The sequence below is a fragment of the Arthrobacter sp. SAFR-179 genome (assembly GCF_059414945.1).
In genome coordinates, this window is the sequence record NZ_JBPFDM010000009.1 from 41,067 (window position 1) to 61,629 (window position 20,563).

The window sequence follows — 20,563 nt, forward strand, 5'->3', positions numbered from 1 at the left end:
GAGCGGGGATGAACCGGCAACCGCGGATAACGCAGCAAGGAAGATGGCCATGGACGTGCTGATCGTCGAAGACGACGACGCCATGGCCGGCGCCCTGGCCGCCGCCGTCGAAAGCGCCGGGCACCACCCGCAGCGGCTGTCCCGGGGCGCCGACGCCCTGCTCTCGCACCGGAACTTCCAGGTGATCCTGCTGGACCTGGGGCTGCCCGACATGGATGGGCTGGAAGTGCTGCGCAAGCTGCGCCAGGTGACCGATGTCCCCATCCTGATCCTGACCGCCCGCGACGACGAACGCAGCGTGGTGCTCGGGCTCCGCTCCGGCGCCGACGACTACCTGGTCAAACCCGTAAAGCTGGTGGAACTGCTGGCCCGGATTGAAGCGGTGACGCGGCGGGCGGGACGGGGCCGCGGCACGCCGCAGGAGGACGTTATTGTCCTGGACGACCTGGCGATAGACCTCAACCGGCGCAGCGCTTCCAGGGCAGGCACGCCCCTCCCCCTGACCGCCACGGAATTCGAACTCCTCGCACTGCTGGCACGGCATGCCGGCTCCGTGGTGACGCGCGAGCAGATCCTGGACGCCCTGTGGGGCGACGCGTTCCTGGCGTCCTCCCGGTCCCTGGACGTGCACCTCACCGGGCTCCGGGCGAAACTGCAGAAGCCCGGGTTCATCATCAATGTGCGAGGGGTCGGGTACCGGGTGGAGGCGGCTTCCGGATGAGGCTGCGGGTGCTGGGCGTCCTCAGCGTGCTCTGCCTGGTGGTGGTGTTCCTGATTTCGGGGACCATCCTGGGTTCCGCGTCCCGTGAGCTGACCCAGGAACTGCAGATCAACCGGGCGGCGTCCCTGAACCGGCTGGCACAGGTCGCCTTTGACGCGGCAGGCGACGGCGATACGGCCCGCCTTCAGCGGGAGATGGACACGTACTCGGGGCTCTACGGGGAAGGCATCGTAGTGCGGGTGCAGCAGCGGACCCTCGCTTCCGGCGGCCTTGATGCGGGGCAGCCCGACGTGCAGGATGCCTTGTCCCTGGCCCGGCTGAACGTGAGCAACACAGCCCTGGAACCCCTCGAGCCCTTTGGCTCCGCTTCCCGCGTCATCTTCCGGCCCTTCGGCAGCGCCAGCCAGGTCCTGGGCGCCGTGGTCCTGGACGTCGATGCCGCAACGGCGCAGCAGAAACTCCGGGAGCGGTGGCTTGCGGTGGGAATCGCTGCCCTTGCACTGGCCGCCGTCCTTTTGGTGGGGGCCGCCCGGGTCACCGGATGGGTTCTGCGGCCCGTCCTGCGGCTGGATTCGGCCGTGCACCAGCTGGAGCGGACCGGACAGGCAGGGCGCCTCCCCGAGGATGGCCCGCCGGAGCTGCGGGAACTGAGCCGGTCCTTTACGGCCATGGCACGGACCGTCAGCGCCAGCATGGCGGCGCAGCGGCAGCTGATCGCTGATGCGTCCCACCAGCTGCGGAACCCGGTGGCGGCGCTCCGGCTGCGGCTGGACCTGCTCCAGCTTGAGCTGAAGTCCGCCCGGGAACACGATGCCGCCGAGAAGGCCCTCGCAGAGCTCGAAAGGGTGGAGGAGATCCTGGACGGAGTACTGAAGCTCGCGGCCGCGGAACACCGGGCGTCCGAGGGATACCTGCGGGCTTCCGGCAGTCCTGCAGGCCGTGCGCCTGCCCCACCGGTGGATCCCTTCCCCATCCTCCAGGGGGAGCTGGAGCGGGCAGCGCCGCTGGCGGAACAGGCCGGCTGCCGGCTGGCCCTTGCCCCGCCGCCGCAGCCGCCGGCACTGGTGGCCTGCCACCCTGCAGAGCTGGCCAGATGGCGGGCGAACTCCTGAACAACGCCATCAAGTACGCCCACGGTGCCACCATTGCCGCTGCCGTGCGGACGGAACCGGACAAGGTGGTGGTGGAAATTTCCGACGACGGTCCCGGGCTTTCCGCTTCAGAACGCGCCTTGGCTGCCACCAGGTTTTGGCGGTCCCCCCAGCACTCCGCTGTTCCGGGGACCGGACTGGGCATGACCATCGTGGGTGAGCTTGCCGCCGCGAACGGGGGGCGCCTGGTCCTGGCCGAAGCGGCCCCCCATGGACTGGCGGCCCGGACCGAGTTTCCGGTGCCCCCAGCGGACCAGCTGGCAGCAGGGTCCGGCAGGGATGGTGCCCGTGAGTGAGCCCGGCGCCCCAAACAGCCCTGGTGCCCCGGGCGGTCCGGCCGCCCTCCCGCCGCGGCGGTCCGTGCTCAAGTCGGCCTTCGCCGTCGGACTCGCCGCATGCCTGCCATCTGCCCTCGCTGCCTGTACCGGCGGGGACCGGCCGGAGACCCTGATCGTTGCCGGCGGCGAACCGGGCGGCTTCTACCTCGAGTTCTCAACGCTCCTGGCCGCGGCGCTGGAACGCCACGGACTGGCGAACCATGCCAGGCCCCTGGCCACCGGTGGCAGCCTGGACAATATCGCGGAGCTGCGGGCCGGGCGGGCTGCCTTTGCCGTGGCACTGGCAGATGCTGCCACCGACCAGCCGGGCGGGGACACAGCGGAGATCTCCGCGGTCGGCAAGGTGTACGAAAACTACGTCCACTGCGTGGTCCGGAAGGACAGTGGAATCCGGGACATCTCCGGGCTGGCCGGACGCCGGGTCGCCGTGGGCCAGCCCGGTTCCGGCACATCGCTGACCACGCCCCGGCTGTTCGAAGCGGCGGGAATCGCCACCTCCGAAGGTGCCGCTGCGCCTCCGTCCGGAACCGCCGCCGTCGAAAACCTTGGCCTGAACGATGGCATCGCCGCGCTCAAAGCGGGGAGGGTGGACGCCCTGTTCTGGTCAGGCGGAGTTCCCACTGCTGCCATCGCCGCAGCCCAACAGGACGTTGCACTGGCCCTCCTGGACCTGTCGGGCCTGCTGCCGGAACTGCGCCGGCGGTACGGCGGCATCTACGACCGCGTACTCATCCCGGAGGGAAGCTATCCAGGCGTGCCCGCGGTGTGGACTGTGGGTGCGCCCAACCTGCTCCTGTGCCGCAGGGACCTGGACAACGCCACGGTGGAGCGGACGGTGCAGCTGCTGGTGCACTCCGCCGCCGAGCTGATCCCCCAGTCGAGCCTGGGCGTGCAGTTCCTCAGCGCCGAAAGCCTCATCAATACCGCCGGCGTCCCCCTGCATCCCGCCGCTGCGGACGCGTACCGGGCGCTCCACGGCTGACCCCAACGCCCGCTCACATTTGACGGGTCACCCCTTAACGCCCGCTCACGTTTGACGGACATTCCCCAAACGCCCGCTCACGTTTGACGGCCATTCCCCAAACGCCCGCTCACTTTCTTCAGGAAAGTGAGCGGGCGTTGAGTCAGCCTGCACGCGGTCTTTCCACATACGGTTCTCGGGGCGTAGCTATCCGGTCGCTTCCTCCTTAGCGTTTGATCCGACCGAAACCCCAAGCAAACGAGGAACAAAGTGGCACGGAAGCAGGGCCAGCAGGCGGCACGAGCGAACCATGTGCGGAACCAACCAGGAGACCCGTTCAAAGCCGCCACCGGAAGAGTGACATTTCCTTCATCCGGCAACGTGCGGGAGTTGGAAGCCCTGGCACCGGCCTTTATCGAATGGTACGTCCGGCACCAATTCAGTGCAGACATCGAGGAGGTGCTGGAGAGCCTGACACACTTTTTCCGCTATTACCCCGAGTTCGATGGAAGTCGAACCATCACTGCCCTTGAACCAGCGGAGGTGATTGCAAAGCTGACGACGCTCATGACGCATGCCCTCCTCGAAGGCGTCATGGCCACCTACTCCCTCATGCGGCTTCTGGGCTTCCTCCGGGATTCCGGCCGATGGTGCGGCAGCCAGGAATCCTTCCAGACCGTGCACGGCATCTTGGAGGACATTTTGCACTCCGAGGTGCAGGTGGTAATTCGCCATCGGCCAATTACAGACCATGCCACCACCGGAACCGCTGAGTAGGTCAGTTCCCCGAGTGCGCCTGCAGGAAGCTGTACACCTCGGTTTCGTCCACGCCCGGGAAAGCGCCGGGGGGCATGGCCGCCAGCAAGTGCGAGTGCGCACGGGCCGAGGGCCAGGCGTTGCCGGCCCACTCGCTGGCGAGGGTGGCCGGCGGCCGCTTGCAGCACGTGGGATCCGGACAGTTGGACGTGGCCCGGGCGGTGGTCTCCCGCCCACGGAACCACTTCACGTGCTGGTACGGCACCCCGATGCTCAGGGAGAACTCCCCACTCGGGGACCGTTCTGTGCGGGCCGTGCACCAGTAGGTGCCAGACGGGGTATCCGTGTACTGGCTGTACGCGCTGAACTTGTCCGGAACATCGAACACGGCCCGCGAAGTCCAGGCCTTGCACGACGGCTGCCCTTCAATGGCGCCGGTGTGATCCTGCGGAAAGTTCACGCCGTCGTTCTCATAGGCCTTGTAGATGATGCCGCTCTGGTGTGTCTTCTGGAAATGCGTGGTGATGCCCAGGTGTTTGGTGGCCAGATTGGTGAAGCGGTGCGCCGCGGTCTCGTAGGAAACGGCGAAGGCGTCCCGGATATCCTCCACCGCGATTTCCTTGGCAGCTTTGGCTTTTTGCAGAAATTCCACGGTGGCCTGCTCCGGAAGAAGCAGGGCGGCGGCGAAATAGTTGGTGGCCACGCGTTGTGCCAGGAAGTCCCCGTAGTTCTTGGGCGTCTCGTGGCCCAGGACGTAGTGGCCCAGGGCCTGCAGCAGCACCGAGCGGGGGTCGTGGTCCTGCCGCTGGCTCTGCGTCAGGTAAATTCTGCGGTTCTTCAAATCGGTCACGGAGCGGGTGGAATGCGGCAAATCACCCACATGGTGAAGGGTGAACCCAAGGTGCGCGGCGATGTCCGCGATGACGTGCTGGCTCAGTGGACCGGTGGTGTACCCCACCTCCTTGAGGACCTTCTGGGCCTCGGCCTCGTACTCCGGAAAGTAGTTCCCCCGCTCCCGCATCATGGCCCGCAGTTCACCATTGGCGCGGCGGGCTTCCTCAGGGGTGGCCACCTGCTCGTTCATCTTCCGTTCGAGCTCATGCAGCAGCCCCACCTGGGCCTCCAGGACATCCAGCGGAAGCCGCGAACTGATGCGGATTTTGGGCAGGTCCAGGGATTCGTACAGTGGGCCGCGCTGGTAACGCTCCAGCTCGATTTCCAGTGCAGCGCGCCGGCTTGGCGGCTCGGCCCCAAGCAACTGGTCAATGCTGACGTTGAGCGCCCCGGCGAGGTGCTGGAGCAGGGTCAGCTTGGGCTCACGCTTGCCGTTCTCGATCAGGCTGAGCTGGCTTGGAGCGGTCCCGACGGCGGCGCTCAGGTCATCGAGCGTCAGCCCGGCTTGTTTGCGCAGATGGCGGACGCGGCGGCCCAAGGCGATGACGTCGAGTTCCGCCGCGGCGGGGGACGGCGGCTGGGAAACGTCCCTGCTCCAGCTTGAAGGTGACATTTCTGAAGAATACGTGAAGAAGTGCATTTCTTTCCAGAGGTTTTATCTAGAAAGGGGGTTGAAAGTGCTGAAAAGTAGTGGCTACGGAAAGAAACACCGCCCCGGTAAAGCCGGTGGGAACCTCAACGACGCGGTTCCCACCTACTCCCTCCGGAGCTCAATCAAGGAGATCAACGATGACTGCAGCATTTGAGCCCACCCAGCAGACGCCCGAACAGCAGGCTGCCGCCCTGGAGCTCGAGTGGGCCGCCAACCCCCGCTGGGAAGGTGTGACCCGGGACTACTCAGCCTCCGACGTCGTCCGCCTCCGCGGCCGCGTCTCCGAAGAACACACCCTGGCCCGCCGCGGTTCGGAGAAGCTGTGGAAGCAGCTCACCGAAGAGCACAAGGAAGGCAAGTACACCAACGCCCTGGGCGCCCTCACCGGCAACCAGGCCGTCCAGCAGGTCAAGGCCGGCCTGCGCGCCATCTACCTCTCCGGCTGGCAGGTCGCCGCGGACGCCAACAACTCCGGCCACACCTACCCGGACCAGTCGCTCTACCCGGCCAACTCGGTTCCCACCGTGGTCCGCCGCATCAACAACGCGCTGCTCCGCGCCGACCAGATCGAATTCTCCGAGGGCGTGCAGACGGTCGAAGACTGGCTGGTCCCGATCGTTGCCGACGCAGAGGCCGGCTTCGGCGGCCCGCTGAACGCCTACGAACTCATGAAATCCATGATCCAGGCCGGCGCCTCCGGTGTTCACTGGGAAGACCAGCTCGCCTCGGAAAAGAAGTGCGGCCACCTCGGCGGCAAGGTCCTCATCCCCACCCAGCAGCACGTCCGCACCCTGAACGCCGCCCGCCTGGCAGCCGACGTCGCCGGCACCCCCACGGTCGTCATTGCCCGCACGGACGCCGAGGCCGCCACCCTGATCACCTCGGACGTCGACGAACGCGACCAGGAATTCATCACCGGCGAGCGCACCGCCGAGGGCTTCTACAAGGTCCGCAACGGCATCGAACCCTGCATCGCCCGCGCCAAGGCCTACGCCCCGTACTCCGACCTCATCTGGATGGAGACCGGCACCCCGGACCTGGAGCTGGCCCGCAAGTTCGCAGAATCCGTCAAGGCCGAGTTCCCGGACCAGATGCTCTCCTACAACTGCTCGCCGTCGTTCAACTGGCGCAAGCACCTGGACGACGCCACGATCGCAAAGTTCCAGCGCGAGCTCGGCGCCATGGGCTTCACCTTCCAGTTCATCACCCTGGCCGGCTTCCACGCCCTGAACTACTCGATGTTCGACCTCGCCCACGGCTACGCCCGTGAAGGCATGAGCGCCTACGTCGAGCTCCAGGAAAAGGAATTCGCCTCCGAATCCCGCGGCTACACCGCCACCAAGCACCAGCGCGAAGTCGGCACCGGCTACTTCGACACCATCTCCACGGCGCTCAACCCCAACGCCTCCACCCTCGCACTGGTCGGATCGACCGAAGAGGGCCAGTTCCACTAACTTCCCGACGGCGGCGCTTGCGTCCGTCGGCAAACCGGACGATCCTCTGCGTGCTATTCCCCAAAGCCGCCTTTGCCTCGCTGGAGCTCGGCGAGGCGGCTTTGGGGCCCCTTTTACGCACGCTGCCGGATGTCCAGTTCACCGCCTATTCAGGTACGTCACCACCCGCCGTCGAACTTCCCTTTTGTCTTTAAGGAGACTGAGATGAACAGCTTTACTGACAGCTTCACGATCAATGGAATTACCCTGACCGCCCAGCCCATTTGCCGGCAGGACGAGGTGCTCACGCCGGATGCACTGGCCTTCATTGCAAAGCTGCACCGGGCCACCGCTGAGCGCCGGCAGGAACTGCTGCAGGCACGGCGGACCAGGCGGGCTGACATCGCCGCCGGCGCGGATCCCCGGTTCCTGCGGGAGACCGAGGAGATCCGCAACGATCCTTCCTGGCGCGTGGCTCCCCCGGCCCCCGGCCTGGAGGACCGGCGCGTTGAGATCACCGGCCCGGTGGACAAGAAGATGACCATCAACGCCCTGAACTCCGGTGCCAAGGTGTGGCTCGCGGACATGGAGGACTCCTCCACCCCCACATGGCGCAACGTCATCAAGGGCCAGCTGAACCTCGCCGACGCCCTGGAACGCCGGATCGACTTCACTTCCGAGGAGGGCAAGGAATACAAGCTGCGCCCTGCCGGGGAACTGCCCACCATCGTGGTGCGTCCCCGCGGCTGGCACCTGCCGGAGAAGCACATGCTCATCGACGGCCAGCCAATCGCCGGTGGCATCGTGGACTTCGGCCTGTTCTTCTTCCACAACGCCCGCCGCCTGCTGGCCCAGGGCAAGGGTCCGTACTTCTACCTGCCCAAGATCGAGAACCACCTCGAAGCCAGGCTCTGGAACGACATCTTCATCCTGGCCCAGGACCTGCTCGGCATCCCGCAGGGCACCATCCGCGCCACCGTGCTCATCGAAACCATCACCGCAGCCTTCGAAATGGAGGAAATCCTCTACGAACTGCGCGACCACGCTTCAGGCCTGAACGCCGGCCGCTGGGACTACATCTTCTCCCTGATCAAGAACTTCCGCACCCGCGGGCCCCGCTTCGTCCTGCCGGACCGCGGACAGGTGACCATGACCCAGCCGTTCATGCGCGCCTACACCGAACAGCTGGTCCGGGCCTGCCACAAGCGCGGGGCCATGGCCATCGGCGGCATGGCCGCAGCCGTCCCTAACCGCAAGGATCCGGAGGCAAACGCCAACGCCCTGGAGAAGGTGCGTGCGGACAAGACCCGCGAGGCCAACGACGGCTTCGACGGTTCCTGGGTGGCCCACCCCGACCTCGTGCCCGTTTGCCGCGAGGTGTTCGACGGCGTCCTGGGCGCCAGGCCCAACCAGCTGGACCGGCTCCGCGAGGACGTCACTCCCGATGACCGCGCCCTGATCGACGTGGCCGCCACCACCGGCACCATTACCGAACAGGGCATCCGGAACAACATCGAGGTGGGCATCCGCTACATCGAGTCCTGGCTGCGCGGCAACGGCGCGGTGGCCATCCACAACCTGATGGAGGACGCCGCCACCGCCGAGATCTCCCGGTCCCAGCTCTGGCAGTGGATCTACGCCCGGGCCATCACGGACCACGGCGAGATCATCAGCCACGAGTGGGTCGAAGAACTGCTGGATGAGGAATTCGCCCGGCTGGAGCGCTTCGACGGCGACCGGTTCGAGGACGCCCGGGACATCTTCGAAGAGGTCACGCTCAGCCGCGAGTTCCCGTCCTTCCTCACCCTCCCCGCCTACGCCCGCTACCTGACCGAGGCCCGCGAGAAGGCCACCGTGGAGGAACTGGCTGCGGCCTGACACGCAGTAGATTTCCGTCCGCCGGGCCGGCACGCCCTCCGCAACAGGCCCCCCGAAATCCGGGGCGCCGGTCCGGCGACGGAGCACGCACCACACGCCCGCTCAGTTGATGCGGGAAGACACGGGACGCCCGCTCACTATCCTCAGGAAAGTGAGCGGGCGTCGTCGTAATTGTTGCGATAAGTGAGCGGACGTTTAGGAAACGCCGGCGGGTAAGGTTCGACGGCGGGAGGGGCCTTAGCGCCCTTTCGGCACCTTCCGCACGGACAGGGTGGTGGCGGCGAAGAAGGTGAGCACCGAACCCAGGACCAACAGCAGGGGCGCGGTCCAGGACCCTGAAGCGTCATGGACAAAGCCCACCAGCGGAGGGGCCACGGCAGCGAAGCAGTAGCCCACCCCTTGAACGGTGGCGGACATGCGCCCTGCCGACGCCTGGTCGCGGGCAAGCTTGATGATCGCGATGAAGATCAGGGTGATCCCGCCCCCTTGGGCGACACCGCCAAAGGCCGACCACAGCCACCACCACCCAGGCGCCAGGAGAAGGCCTGCCGGAACAGTTGTCCACAGCACGCCCAAGGTGACCGCCACCGCCGTCGTACTCATGGAGCGGGCCACCAACGGCACGCCCAGTCCGCCCACGATGGCGAGGATCTGGAAGAGCGAGGAACCCGCGCCTGCCGCAGAGGCTGACATGCCCAGCTCATCGTTGAGATAGCTCGGCAGCCAGGCCGTCACCGCGTAATAGGAAAATGCCTGCCCGGCGAATCCGGCGGTAAGCCCCGCAGTGATCCCCGCCGAACCGTTGACGGGGGCCTGCCGGATTTCATCGCCGCCTCCGTCAGGTTCCGGCAGGAACGCAGTCCGCGGCCCCACCGCCAGGATCCAGAAGACAATCGCAGCCCCCGCGAGCACTCCCACCGACGCCAACGCGGTCCGCCAGCCAACGGCTTCGGCCAGCGGTGCGGTGACCACGGAGGTCACGAACGAGCCGATGTTCAGGGCGGCTGTGTAAATCCCCATGGCCGCACCGTGCCGGCGGGGTGAGAAGTCGCGCCGGATGATGAGGGGAACGGCGATGTTCCCCACGGTGATGGCCAGGCCAATCACCACCGTGCCCAGCACCACCAGCCCGGGACCGCCCGCGGACCGGACCAGCACCCCTGCCAGCACACCCAGGATGGTGAGGGTCACCGCGAACTCTGCCCCGAACTTCCTGGCCGCCAGGGACGCCAGCGGAGCCGCGAGCGAGAAGCAGAGCACGGGAATGCTGGTGAGCAGCCCCAGGACCACGGGCGAAAACCCCAGGTCCGCCTGCATCAGCCCAACCACGGGGGCCACCGCCACGAACGGCCCCCGCAGGTTCAATGCCAACAGTCCGATGCAGGCGAGCAGGATCCAACTGCTGGGAAGGCGGGCCAGTTGACGGCCGCTCACGAAGACCGGCCGGGAAAGTGAGGAGAGTTCATCACTCCCATTGCTATCATGCCCGGCGTGACGGGAGTTTCAGGCGCCCTGCCCGCTGCCCCTGCCATACGATGAACGTGACCAAGGACTCAGGACACCGCGAAGGACAGCCATGACGCACCGCCTTGCCATCCTCGACGACTACCAGGACGTGTCCCACGGCTTCGCCGACTTCGCGGCCCTGGAGGCGGAAGGGGTCACGGTGACGTCCTACCGCGAGCCCTTTGCGTCCCCGGACGCCCTGGTGGCGGCACTGGCGGACACCACCATGGTCATCGCGATGCGCGAGCGGACGGCGTTCCCGCGGGAGGTCTTCGAGAAGCTGCCGGCGCTTGAGCTGCTGGTCACCACCGGAATGGCCAACGCCTCGATCGACGTAGCCGCAGCAGCCGAGCACGGGGTGACGGTGTGCGGCACCCCGGGCTCACCCACGGCCGCGCCGGAATTGACCTGGGCCCTGCTCCTTGCCATCGCCCGGCACCTGCCGGCGGAGGAAAACTCGCTCCGGGGCGGTACCTGGCAGTCAACGGTGGGCGTGGAGCTGGCCGGGAAAACTCTGGGCATCGTGGGGCTTGGCAAGATCGGCCGGCGGGTGGCCGCATACGGGCAGGCGTTCGGCATGGACGTCGTGGCGTGGAGCCAGAACCTCACAGCCGGCGCTGCCGCGGAAGCCGGCGCCCGGCTGGTGTCCAAGGAGGAGCTCTTCACCGTCGCGGACGTCGCCACCCTCCACCTGCGGCTCTCCCCGCGGTCGGAGAACACCGTGGGAGAGGCCGAGCTGCGGCTGCTGGGCCCGGAGGGCATCCTGGTGAACACAGCCCGCGGGCCGCTGGTGGACCAGGATGCATTGATCAAGGCGCTCAACCAGGGCTGGATCCGCGGAGCAGCCCTGGACGTCTTCGACCAGGAGCCGCTGCAGGCCGGGCATCCTCTTCTGGCCGCACCGAACACCGTCCTGTCCCCCCACCTGGGCTACGTCACCCAGGAAAGCTACCGCCAGTTCTACGGCGGGGCCCTTGAGGACATCACCGCGTGGCTCGCCGGCTCCCCCATCCGGACCATCACCGCCTGACCTGGAAGTGCGCATGACCCACACCATCCGTAAAGCAACAACGGACGACGCCGGCCCGCTCGCCGCGCTGGCGGCCGTCACCTTTCCGCTGGCCTGCCCGCCGTCGTCGTCGCCTGCCGACATTGCCGCCCACCTGGCCAACACCCTCAGCGAGGAACACTTCGAGGAGTACCTCGCGGACCCGGACACCACCATCGTGGTCATTGACGCGGACGGGCAGCTCAACGGCTACAGCCTGCTGGTGGACCGGCCTGCGGCGGATCCGGACGTGTCTTCCGTCCTGACCCTGCTGCCGTCCGTGGAGATCAGCAAATGCTATGTCCACCCCGACTACCACGGACTGGGGGCCGCCGCCGAACTCATGCACGCCAGCCTGGCGGCGGCTGCAGACTCCGGCTGTGCCGGTGCCTGGCTGGGGGTCAACAGCCAGAATGCCCGCGCCATCCGCTTCTACGAAAAGTCTGGCTTCCGCAAGGTGGGCACCAAATCCTTCCGGCTGGGCAGCACGGTGGAGCACGACTACGTGCTGGAGCGTCCCCTGCCGTAAGCGGTACAGCCCCTCGGTGCCGCCGGGCCCGTCAGTGCAACCGGCGGGCGTCCATCCCGGCCGCCACTCCTTCCACCGGGTAGGCCAGCGGCGGCCGCGGTTCGGCGAGGAGCTTCAGTCCCGGGGGAAGGCCGTCAATGGTGCCGGTGGATCCGGCGGCGCTAATGGTCACGCGGCTGGTATCCAGCAGCACGTTCTCCGCCCGGAAACTTCCCACGGTCTCCGGCAGGATCGGTGCCAGGTGCACTACCCCGCGGGTAAAGACGGGGTCGAAACGCAGCAGGATCCGCGCCAGCTGCACCGGCGCCGCCGCTGCCCAGGCCTGTGGTGAGCACGCGGTGGGATAGGGAACAGGCCCGGGGAACTCGCCGCGGTCAAACCCGCAGAACAGCTCCGGCAACCGGCCGTCGAAATGTTCGGCAGCATCGAGGACGCCCAACGCCACCCGTTTGGCCTCGTCCACGAACCCGTACCGCATCAGGCCGGTGGCCACCAATGCCGTATCGTGCGGCCACACCGAGCCATTGTGGTAGCTGACCGGGTTGTAGGCGCCCATGTCGGACGCCAGGGTCCGGATGCCCCAGCCCGTGAACATCGTCGGGGACATCAGGTTCTCCATGACGGATTCCGCTTTGTCTTCGTCCACGATGCCGGTCCACAGGCAATGCCCAATGTTGGAAGTCAGCGCATCAACGTGCCGCTTGTCCTTGTCCAGCGCCACTGCGAAATAGCCCTTGTCCGGCAGCCAGAACCTCTTGTTGAACTCCTCTTTGAAGGCCGCTGCCTTCCCGGCCCAATGCTGTTCCAGGCCCGAATCCCCGCTCCAGTGGGCCAGTAATGACCTGCCCAGGTAGGCGGAGTAGACATAGGCCTGGACCTCGCAGAGGGCGATCGGTGCTTCCGCAATGGTGCCGTCAGCGAAGTTGATCCCGTCCCAGGAGTCCTTCCAGCCCTGGTTCACCAGGCCATGGTCGTTGGGCCGCTGGTATTCCACAAAGCCGTCGCCGTCGCGGTCGCCGTACTTCTCGATCCATTCAAGCGCCCGGTCCGCGTGCGCCAGCAGCGGCTGGATCGCATCCCGGGACAACCCCCACCGGCTCAACTCGCCCAGGGTGGACACGAAAAGAGGCGTGGCGTCCGCTGTCCCGTAATACGCCGTGCCGCCCAGCGACAGCCCGGCGGTGACACCCAGCCTGACCTCGTGCGGAATACGGCCGGGTTCCTCCTCGGAATCGGGGTCCACTTTCTTTCCCTGGATTCCGGCCAGGGTCTGCAGGGTGCCCAGGGCCAGGTTGGGGTTGACCATCAGGCTCATATAGGACGTCAGCAGCGAATCCCGCCCGAACAACGCCATGAACCAGGGGGCACCGGCGGCAACCGCGGCGCGGTCGGGATGATGCGCATCGAAGATCCGCAGGGCGCCAAGATCGCTCTGGCTCCGGTTGAGCACGTTCTGGAAGCTGGAGTCCTCGATGCTGATCCGGGGAAGGTTCTCCTCCCAGGCCAGGTGCCGCCGCACGCCCTCGCGGTGGTGCGGCAGTTGGCCTTCCGTGAAGGGCTTCTCCGGTGCTTCCCCGTTCACCAGCGGCACCACGATCACGCTGGTGGCCCATTTGCCCCTGGCCGGGACGGTGATCCGGAAACGGAGGCCATCCGTGCCCACCTCGGCACCCCGTGCCCCGATGGCGGAACCCCGCTGCTGGCCATGACGGGATGCTTCGATAATGAGCTTTCCGTCCACCACGGTGCGGGTGGTGTCGTCCGGGCCCGTGGTGCGCCCGCCCTTCACCTCGAACAGGTCAGCCTGGTCCGCATCGACCAGGAGTTCAATGTCGCACTCGACGGCCTCAGCCGCATAGTTCTGCAGTGTGATGTCGTCCTGCAGGCCGGGTCCAATGTGGCGGACCTGACGGACCACCAGGGGACTGTCGAACCGGCCACCCGGCCAGGTGGCACGGCCCACGAAAGTTGCCTCGAACGGATGGGGCCGCTGGGCTGACAACGGCTCCCGCAAAGACCCGTTGATGCGCAGCACCCAGCGGGAGATGATCCGGGTGTCCTGGTAGAACGCGCCGTTCGTCCCGGCGTCGGGACTGATGTCACCGGTTCCGGCGGAGATGCAAAACGAAGACCCCTCCAGGACGGTGACGGCGCCCACGTCGGAGCCGGAGGCTTCGTTGTCTTCGTTCCAGGCGGTCATGGAAGGACTCCCTTCTCAGGCGGAATGCTGCCGGGGAGCCGAAAGCCCGCCCGCCCCCTTAACGATTTTGGTGCACGGGCGCGGCATCCGGAACCCCTCCCGGCAATCTGCCTGCCAACAGATCGTCAAAGAGCCTCAGGTGCTGGGCCACCATCCGTTCCGCACTGAATCTTTCCTCCACCGATGCCCGGCACCGTTCCCTGCTCAGGCCGGCGGCTGCCTCGACGAAGCCGGGCAGATCTTGCGTCTGCCCCAGGAAACCTGTCCGGCCGTGCTCCACAATCTCGGGCGCGGAGCCGATCCGAGTGCCAATGACGGGGGTCCCTGTGGCCAGCGCCTCGATCATCACCAGGCCGAACGGCTCGGACCACTGGATAGGGTTCAGGAAGGCCATCGCCTCGCCCATCAGCCGGTACTTGGTGGCGTCATCCACTTCCCCCACAAAGTCCTCATTGGGGCCGAGCATCGGTTCGATGACGTCGCGGAAGTAGCGGATCTCGTCGGGTTCCCGCATCTTGACGGCAATCTTGAGGTGCATGCCCACTTCCCGTGCGAGGTTTATTGCCTCGAGCAGGCCCTTGTCGTGGCATGCGCGCCCGACGAAGCACAGATACCCGCCGTGGCCGCTCCCCACCGGGACGGCGGAAACGTCCATGCCGTGGTGGATCACCTGGGTCACGGGAACCTCCGGAGCGTGCGACGCCTGGTCCCGGGAGATCGCCACGATCGCCACGTCCTGGGCCATGGCCCGGTACAGGTCCTCTGCATCCTTGTGGAGCGGCCCGTGGATGGTGGTGACCACCGGGATCTTAGCCGGACGGCGGGCATAGAGCGGACCGGCCAGCGTATGGTCGTGGATGATATCCACATCCCGCAGCCCGTCGTAGGCCCGGATGACGTGGCTGAGTTCGGACATGGTCAAGCCAAGCTCATCCCGCGACGCGGGCCGCATGCCCGGCACCAACGGCACGGGGCAGGCGCTGTCCGAAGGGGCCGCGAGCAGCACCTCGTGTCCGGCGGCCGCGAAACCCCGCGCCAGGGTGTCCACCACCCTTTCGATGCCGCCGTAGGTCAACGGCGGAATGGGAATCCAAGGTCCGGCAATAAGTCCAATTCGCATATCTGGCCTCCAGGGAACGGGGCCTGAGCTCCCCAGCCGCCAGGCACATACCACCGCAGGGCATCGTTGTCCCGTGGTGTTCTAATTCGTGGGCGTCTGCATCACCTAACTCCGACTATTACCCGCGATTGGCCCCCGCGACAAGACCCCCATGTGATGGATGTCATGCCGTACCAAAGGAATCCGGACCCGGCCAGGCAGGTTGTGCAAGGCATGAAGATTGAGATCTGGTCAGACGTCGCCTGCCCATGGTGTTTCATTGGCAAGCGCCGGTTCGAAGCTGCCCTTGCAGCCTTCCCGCACCGTGATGCCGTTGAGGTGGTGTGGCGGAGCTACCAGCTGGACCCCACACTTCCGGAGCACTATGACGGGACCGAACTGGAGTACCTGAGCAGCCGCAAGGGCATGCCGGCGGGGCAGATTTCGCAGATGTTCGAGCACGTGGCGCAGCAGGCCAAGGGCGAGGGCCTGGACTACCACTTCGACAAGGTGGTGGTGGCCAACAGTTTCACCGCCCACCGCCTGATCCACCTTGCCGCGGCGCATGGCAGGCAGGACGCGGCCAAGGAGCGCCTGCTCAGCGACCACTTTGAGCATGGCAGGGACATCGGCAGCCGGAACTACCTGTCCTCCCTCGGCAAGGACCTTGGGCTGCCTGCCAACGAGGTGGATGAACTCTTCACTTCCGACAAGTACACGGACGAGGTCCGGTTCGACATCCAGGAGGCCCGGGGACTGGGAGTCAGCGGCGTGCCGTTCTTCGTGATCGACCGCAAGTTCGGACTCTCCGGCGCCCAGCCCACGGAGACGTTCACGGCCGCCCTGAACCAGGCCTGGCAGGATGCCAACCCGCTGGTCCTGGTCAATTCCGGTGACGGGGAGGCCTGCGGCCCTGACGGCTGCGCGGTATAACATCTTTTACTGACACATCGCGGTAAAGTGTCTGTATGCCCAGGATTTCAGCGGCCAGCAACGCGGAACAACGAGCGGACACCCAGCGCCGCATCCTCACCGCTTTCGGCGAACTTCTCTTCACCCATGGCCTTCCAGGGCTGACCATGACCGACGTGGCCCGGCACGCGGGTGTGGGCCGCACCGCCGTCTACAACTACTATGCGGACATCGAGGAACTCCTCATCTCCTACGCCCTGGATGAGACCGAAAAGTTCCTGTCCGACCTGCGCGAGTCGCTGGCGCGCCTGGAGAACCCGGTGGAGCGGCTGGCCCTGTACGTCCGCGCCCAGGTGGTTGACCTCAGCCGGCGCCATCTCCCGCCCGGACCTGCCATGGGGGCGGTGCTGTCGCCGTCGTCCTTTGCCAAGCTCTCCGACCACGTCGGTGAGCTCAGCGTCCTGCTGCAGGGCATCCTGCGTGACGGCATGGAGCAGGGCTACCTGCCGGTGGCGGATGTGGGCCAGCAGTCCCAGTTGATCCTGGGCACCCTGTCCTCCAGTGCGGCGAGGGGCAGCGATGAGCCCGCCGAGCTGGAGGCCCGGGTGGCCAGGACGGTGCGCTTCATCCAGTTGGGCGCGGGTGCAAGGTTCGACGACGACGGGCGGCCCATCCGCCTGGCACAGCTTCCCGCAGTGGCCGGCTGAGCAAGGGTCAGGCAGCAGGGGTGACGGGCAGTTTGTCCGTGTCCGCTGCGCGCCGGCTTTCCCGCGGGCAGCTGAGCTTGCCGGGCGTCTGGTCCACCAGGTCCGGCGGGACGAGCGCCTTGTAGTCCTGCGCCAGGATCAGGTCCACGCTGGCATCGGTCCTGCCGTCCTGGAAGTAGTCGGACCCCGGCGCATTGCGCTGCACGGTGAACGCCGCCGATTGTCCGGCCGCCCCTGACACTACGGCGGCCACACCCCGGTAGCCGGCGTTGATGTTGGAGACATTCCCCACCACGAACTTCCGTGCCAGCAGCTCGTCCGCGACGGTCCGGGCCAGCCCGGGCCTGCTGGTGGAGTTGTAGACGTTGAGGTTGATCTTCTCGTTGGGCGTGTAGTCGAACATCGAGGCAGGGCAGGATGACACCGGCGTTGGGGCGGGCTCGGCGGCGGGTATCCGCAGCCGGCCGTTGATGATGGCCAGTGCAACGATGATGCCTGCGGCGATCAGTCCCGCCAGGAGGACCAGCACCACCCCGTGCAGCACGCGGCGCCGGACCCGGGCAGTCTCATCGGCATTCGCTGCCGCTTCCATGGCGGCCCGCAGCTCGGGGCCGGAAACTACATGGTGGCCGTGAAGGACACTGGGGTCCACCGGCCGCTTCCTAGCCATCGAGCACCAGGACCCGGGCGTGGATCGCGGTGCGCTGGTGCAGGGCGGTCCGGACTGCCCTGTGCAGGCCGTCCTCCAGGTAGAGCGTCCCCTGGTACTGCACCACGTGCGGGAACAGGTCCCCGAAAAATGTCGAATCCTCCGCCAGCAGCGCTTCCAGGTCAAGGGTGCGCTTGGTGGTCACCAGTTCGTCCAGCCGGACCGGTCGCGGCGGCAGCGACGCCCACTGTTTGGGGGTGCTGTAACCATGGTCGGGGTAAGGGCGGCCCTCGCCCACAGCTTTGAATATCACCATGCCACAGTAGGCACCGCGCTGCGCCAGCGAAAGTGGCAGGGCGGACCGGCGCCAGGTTGTAGCCAAACAGTGACCATACGTCACTCGCCCGGTGGGCAGGCAGGACAGGGCCCCTCCTGCTGACAGAATGGAGCCATGACAGCATCCGAGTCCCCTGCCGTGGCCGTGCCCGGAATCCGCCTGCCGTCCGCACCCCCGCTGGCGCTCCTGCTTGACGTGGACGGGCCGGTGGCCAGCCCCGTGACGCGGGATGTCAAGCCGGACATCATCCTTGACCTGGTGGCCCTGGCAGCGGCGGGAATCCCCGTCATCTTCAACACCGGCCGCTCCGACGCCTTCATCCGCGAGCAGGTCATGGAGCCGATGATCGCCGCCGGCATCCCAGCGGGAACCGTCATTCACGCCGTTTGCGAAAAGGGTGCGGTCTGGTTCAGCTACACCTCTGCCGGCCCCGGGCCCATCCACGTGGACCGGGAGCTTGCCGTTCCGGCGGCCTACGGCGACGACATCCGCCGGCTGGTGGCAGAAGACTATGCGGCCCACATGTTCTTCGATGAAACCAAGCGGGCCATGGTGTCCGTGGAGCAGCACATCGATGTCCCCAGCGACGACTACCTGGCAGAGCAGAAGCTGTTCGACGCCGAGGCCATGGAAATCATGGGCCGTCACGGGCTGGGTGTGGTCCGGCTGGACCACCACGCCCCGAATTCCGACGACGAGGTGGACTACCGCGTGGACCCCACCATCATTTCCACTGACATCGAATCGGTGCGGTTGGGGAAGGACCTTGGCGCCAGCCGCGCGGTGGAGCTGCTGGCAGCCCAGGGCATCACGCCGCAGGCGTGGCGGACCGTGGGCGACTCCCGCACGGACTACGCCATGGCGGACTGGCTGCACCACAATGACCACCCGGTGAAGCATGTGGACGTGCGGCCGGCGGACGGCGTGCCGACCAAGCCCTACCCGGTGCTGACCGCAGCGGACCTGGGGCTGGAGGCAACAGTCATCCACGACGACGCCGGCGGCGCCTTCCTGCGCAGCTGGCGTGAGGCGCTGGGCGCCTGAGCCCCTGCCGGGCCGCCGTCGACCGTTCACCAGGGCGCCCAACAGCGCCCCGGAAACCTTCCGTTACTCCGGCAGGACTATCATGCAGGTAAGAATGCCCACTTTCACCAGCTCGGAGACAACCATTACAGAAGCACCGGTCCAGGACGAGGTCTACTACGGCGGCCAGGCGTCCGTGGAGGAACAATTTCACGCCGAGATCACGTCGGCGGCGGCTGAACAGCGGCTCAGGCACCGCCCTGACGTCATCCGGCACAAGGGCCGCTACGCCCTGATCAACGACACCAGGACCCCGTACCAGGCCATGGTGGAAGACCTGCTGTTCCTGCGCAATGTCCTGGCCGGCGCCGGCCTGGCCTATCTCCTGGTCCGCGGCAACAACGACCGGCCCGTCCTGGCCCTCGACTGGCAGGACCGGAAGAAGCTCCGCGCCGCCCTGGTGGAGGCGTGCCGCGACGAACCCTTCTATTCCATGACCGTGGACGCCAAGAAGAAGACGTCCGTCCTGGTGGCCGACGGCGAGCTCTCGCCCAACCGGCAGGGACGCATCTTCCGCCTGTACCGGCCACGTGTGGAGCCGGTGGGCGGCTTCGAATTCGGCGCCTCTGCCGGCGTGCAGATCGAACTGTGGTCCTTCGAGGGCGAGGAACTCACCCTCCCCATCGAAAACTCCCTGACCCGCAGGACCCTGCTGCGCCAGGACGCCGTCCGCGGCACCGTGGAACGCTACGGCCACACCTGGCCCACCATCGAGAACATGTTCGCCGACCATGCAAGCGACATCAGCTTCGACATCGACATCGTTTTCTCCTGGGTCGACGGAAGCTCCCCGGAATACATTGCGGCCCGCCGCGCCCAGCAGCAGGGGGTTGTCCTGGGCGAAGGCGACGACCACGAGGCCCGGTTCCGGCAGATCAACGAACTCAAGTATGCGCTGCGGTCCGTGTACATGTTTGCGCCCTGGATCCGCCGCATCTTCATTGCCACGGACTCCCCCGCCCCTGCATGGCTGGCTGAGCACCCCGCCGTCACGATCGTCCGCAGCGAGGAATTCTTCGCCGACCCCTCCGTGCTGCCCACCCACAACTCACAGGCCGTGGAATGCCAGCTCCACCACATTGAGGGCCTGTCCGAACACTTCCTCTACTCCAACGACGACATGTTCTTTGGCCGCGCCGTGGGGCCCGACATGTTCTTTACCCCCGGCGGCATCACCAAGTTCATCGAGGCGGAAACCAGGATCGGCCTGGGGGAGAATGCCGCGGAGCGCAGCGGGTTCGAAAACGCCGCCCGCGTGAACCGGAAGCTCCTGTGGAACCGCTTCGGCCGGATCACCACGCGCCACCTGGAGCACAGCGCGGCACCCCTGCGGCGCAGCGTGGTGGGCCAGATGGAGGAGGAGTTCCCGGCAGAGTTCAGCAAGACGGCGGCCAGCAGGTTCCGTGCGGCGGACAACATCTCCGTGACCAACTCGTTCTACCACTACTATGCGCTGCTCACCGGCCGGGCCGTCACGCAGACCGCCGCCAAGGTGCGCTATGTGGACACCACCATGCGGTCAGGGCTCAAGTACCTGCCCAAGCTGCTGGCCAAGCGGAACATGGACTTCTTCTGCCTGAACGACGGCAGTTTCCCTGAGGTCAGTGCCGACGAGCGCGCCGAAGTAGTGACGGACTTCCTGGAGAGGTATTTCCCCATCAAGGCACCCTGGGAGAAGTAGCCAGGTACAGGCTGCACAGGACGACCGG

At 66.6% G+C, this 20,563-nt stretch carries 17 protein-coding genes and 1 pseudogene; 12 read left to right on the forward strand and 6 right to left on the reverse strand.

The features are described from left to right. Window positions 1–49 precede the first annotated feature (49 nt). The 4 genes and pseudogenes from ACR65K_RS14350 to ACR65K_RS14365 all read left to right on the forward strand — a co-directional run bounded on the left by ACR65K_RS14350 (window position 50) and on the right by ACR65K_RS14365 (window position 3,948). Window positions 50–721, forward strand: a complete 672-nt coding sequence (locus tag ACR65K_RS14350) for a response regulator transcription factor (RefSeq protein WP_440153563.1) — start codon at window positions 50–52, stop codon at window positions 719–721. Beyond that, a pseudogene (locus tag ACR65K_RS14355) lies at window positions 718–2,168 on the forward strand (sensor histidine kinase). Before ACR65K_RS14350 ends, ACR65K_RS14355 begins: the two are co-directional and overlap by 4 nt. Next, a complete protein-coding gene (locus tag ACR65K_RS14360; RefSeq protein WP_440153565.1) occupies window positions 2,152–3,192 on the forward strand; it encodes a TAXI family TRAP transporter solute-binding subunit in 1,041 nt (346 codons plus the stop codon). Before ACR65K_RS14355 ends, ACR65K_RS14360 begins: the two are co-directional and overlap by 17 nt. A gap of 249 nt (window positions 3,193–3,441) precedes the next feature. After that, window positions 3,442–3,948: a hypothetical protein gene (locus ACR65K_RS14365; RefSeq protein ID WP_440153567.1), complete on the forward strand. Its 507-nt coding sequence runs from the start codon at window positions 3,442–3,444 to the stop codon at window positions 3,946–3,948. Window position 3,949: 1 nt separating this feature from the next. Here the strand turns inward: ACR65K_RS14365 and ACR65K_RS14370 are convergent, their stop codons facing one another. After that, window positions 3,950–5,461 carry a helix-turn-helix domain-containing protein gene (locus tag ACR65K_RS14370; protein ID WP_440153569.1) on the reverse strand — a complete coding sequence of 504 codons (1,512 nt, stop codon included), beginning with the start codon at window positions 5,459–5,461 and terminating at the stop codon, window positions 3,950–3,952. A 149-nt stretch (window positions 5,462–5,610) separates the two neighbouring features. On the opposite strand from ACR65K_RS14370, the gene aceA reads away from it, so the two are divergent. Together aceA and aceB are read left to right on the forward strand one after the other, a co-directional pair. Next, complete coding sequence (gene aceA, locus ACR65K_RS14375) at window positions 5,611–6,927, forward strand: isocitrate lyase (RefSeq protein WP_142030126.1); 1,317 nt, start codon at window positions 5,611–5,613, stop codon at window positions 6,925–6,927. A 204-nt stretch (window positions 6,928–7,131) separates the two neighbouring features. Continuing rightward, the gene (gene aceB, locus ACR65K_RS14380) at window positions 7,132–8,784 is read left to right on the forward strand and encodes a malate synthase A (protein ID WP_440153571.1); all 1,653 of its coding nucleotides are present in this window, start codon (window positions 7,132–7,134) and stop codon (window positions 8,782–8,784) included. Between the two features lie 237 nt (window positions 8,785–9,021). Here the strand turns inward: aceB and ACR65K_RS14385 are convergent, their stop codons facing one another. Beyond that, entirely contained in the window at window positions 9,022–10,218 is a 1,197-nt protein-coding gene (locus tag ACR65K_RS14385; RefSeq protein ID WP_440153572.1) for an MFS transporter, read from the reverse strand. Window positions 10,219–10,360: 142 nt separating this feature from the next. On the opposite strand from ACR65K_RS14385, the gene ACR65K_RS14390 reads away from it, so the two are divergent. Next, entirely contained in the window at window positions 10,361–11,320 is a 960-nt protein-coding gene (locus ACR65K_RS14390; RefSeq protein ID WP_440153573.1) for a D-2-hydroxyacid dehydrogenase family protein, read from the forward strand. A 13-nt stretch (window positions 11,321–11,333) separates the two neighbouring features. Next, window positions 11,334–11,867 (forward strand): GNAT family N-acetyltransferase, encoded by a 534-nt coding sequence (locus ACR65K_RS14395; protein WP_440153574.1) that lies wholly within the window; start codon window positions 11,334–11,336, stop codon window positions 11,865–11,867. Window positions 11,868–11,898: 31 nt separating this feature from the next. On the opposite strand, the gene ACR65K_RS14400 is transcribed toward ACR65K_RS14395, so the two are convergent. Both ACR65K_RS14400 and ACR65K_RS14405 read right to left on the reverse strand, forming a co-directional pair. Continuing rightward, complete coding sequence (locus tag ACR65K_RS14400) at window positions 11,899–14,067, reverse strand: amylo-alpha-1,6-glucosidase (RefSeq protein ID WP_440153575.1); 2,169 nt, start codon at window positions 14,065–14,067, stop codon at window positions 11,899–11,901. Window positions 14,068–14,125: 58 nt separating this feature from the next. Then, window positions 14,126–15,187 carry a glycosyltransferase family 4 protein gene (locus ACR65K_RS14405; RefSeq protein WP_440153577.1) on the reverse strand — a complete coding sequence of 354 codons (1,062 nt, stop codon included), beginning with the start codon at window positions 15,185–15,187 and terminating at the stop codon, window positions 14,126–14,128. Between the two features lie 213 nt (window positions 15,188–15,400). On the opposite strand from ACR65K_RS14405, the gene ACR65K_RS14410 reads away from it, so the two are divergent. Further along, complete coding sequence (locus ACR65K_RS14410) at window positions 15,401–16,099, forward strand: DsbA family oxidoreductase (protein WP_440153579.1); 699 nt, start codon at window positions 15,401–15,403, stop codon at window positions 16,097–16,099. 35 nt (window positions 16,100–16,134) lie between these two features. After that, complete coding sequence (locus ACR65K_RS14415; protein WP_056337314.1) at window positions 16,135–16,785, forward strand: TetR/AcrR family transcriptional regulator; 651 nt, start codon at window positions 16,135–16,137, stop codon at window positions 16,783–16,785. 7 nt (window positions 16,786–16,792) lie between these two features. On the opposite strand, the gene ACR65K_RS14420 is transcribed toward ACR65K_RS14415, so the two are convergent. Together ACR65K_RS14420 and ACR65K_RS14425 are read right to left on the reverse strand one after the other, a co-directional pair. Continuing rightward, window positions 16,793–17,455, reverse strand: a complete 663-nt coding sequence (locus ACR65K_RS14420) for a LytR C-terminal domain-containing protein (RefSeq protein WP_440153581.1) — start codon at window positions 17,453–17,455, stop codon at window positions 16,793–16,795. Continuing rightward, window positions 17,448–17,747 (reverse strand): type II toxin-antitoxin system VapB family antitoxin, encoded by a 300-nt coding sequence (locus ACR65K_RS14425; RefSeq protein WP_026264985.1) that lies wholly within the window; start codon window positions 17,745–17,747, stop codon window positions 17,448–17,450. The genes ACR65K_RS14420 and ACR65K_RS14425 overlap by 8 nt, the downstream gene beginning before the upstream one ends. Window positions 17,748–17,885: 138 nt before the next feature. Here ACR65K_RS14425 and ACR65K_RS14430 point away from each other — a divergent pair, with 138 nt between their 5' ends. Together ACR65K_RS14430 and ACR65K_RS14435 are read left to right on the forward strand one after the other, a co-directional pair. Further along, on the forward strand, window positions 17,886–18,815 hold the full coding sequence (locus tag ACR65K_RS14430) for a hypothetical protein (RefSeq protein ID WP_440153582.1): 930 nt from the start codon (window positions 17,886–17,888) through the stop codon (window positions 18,813–18,815). An 82-nt stretch (window positions 18,816–18,897) separates the two neighbouring features. Further along, window positions 18,898–20,535, forward strand: coding sequence for a stealth family protein (locus ACR65K_RS14435; RefSeq protein WP_056337305.1), 1,638 nt, complete (start codon window positions 18,898–18,900; stop codon window positions 20,533–20,535). Window positions 20,536–20,563 lie beyond the last annotated feature (28 nt).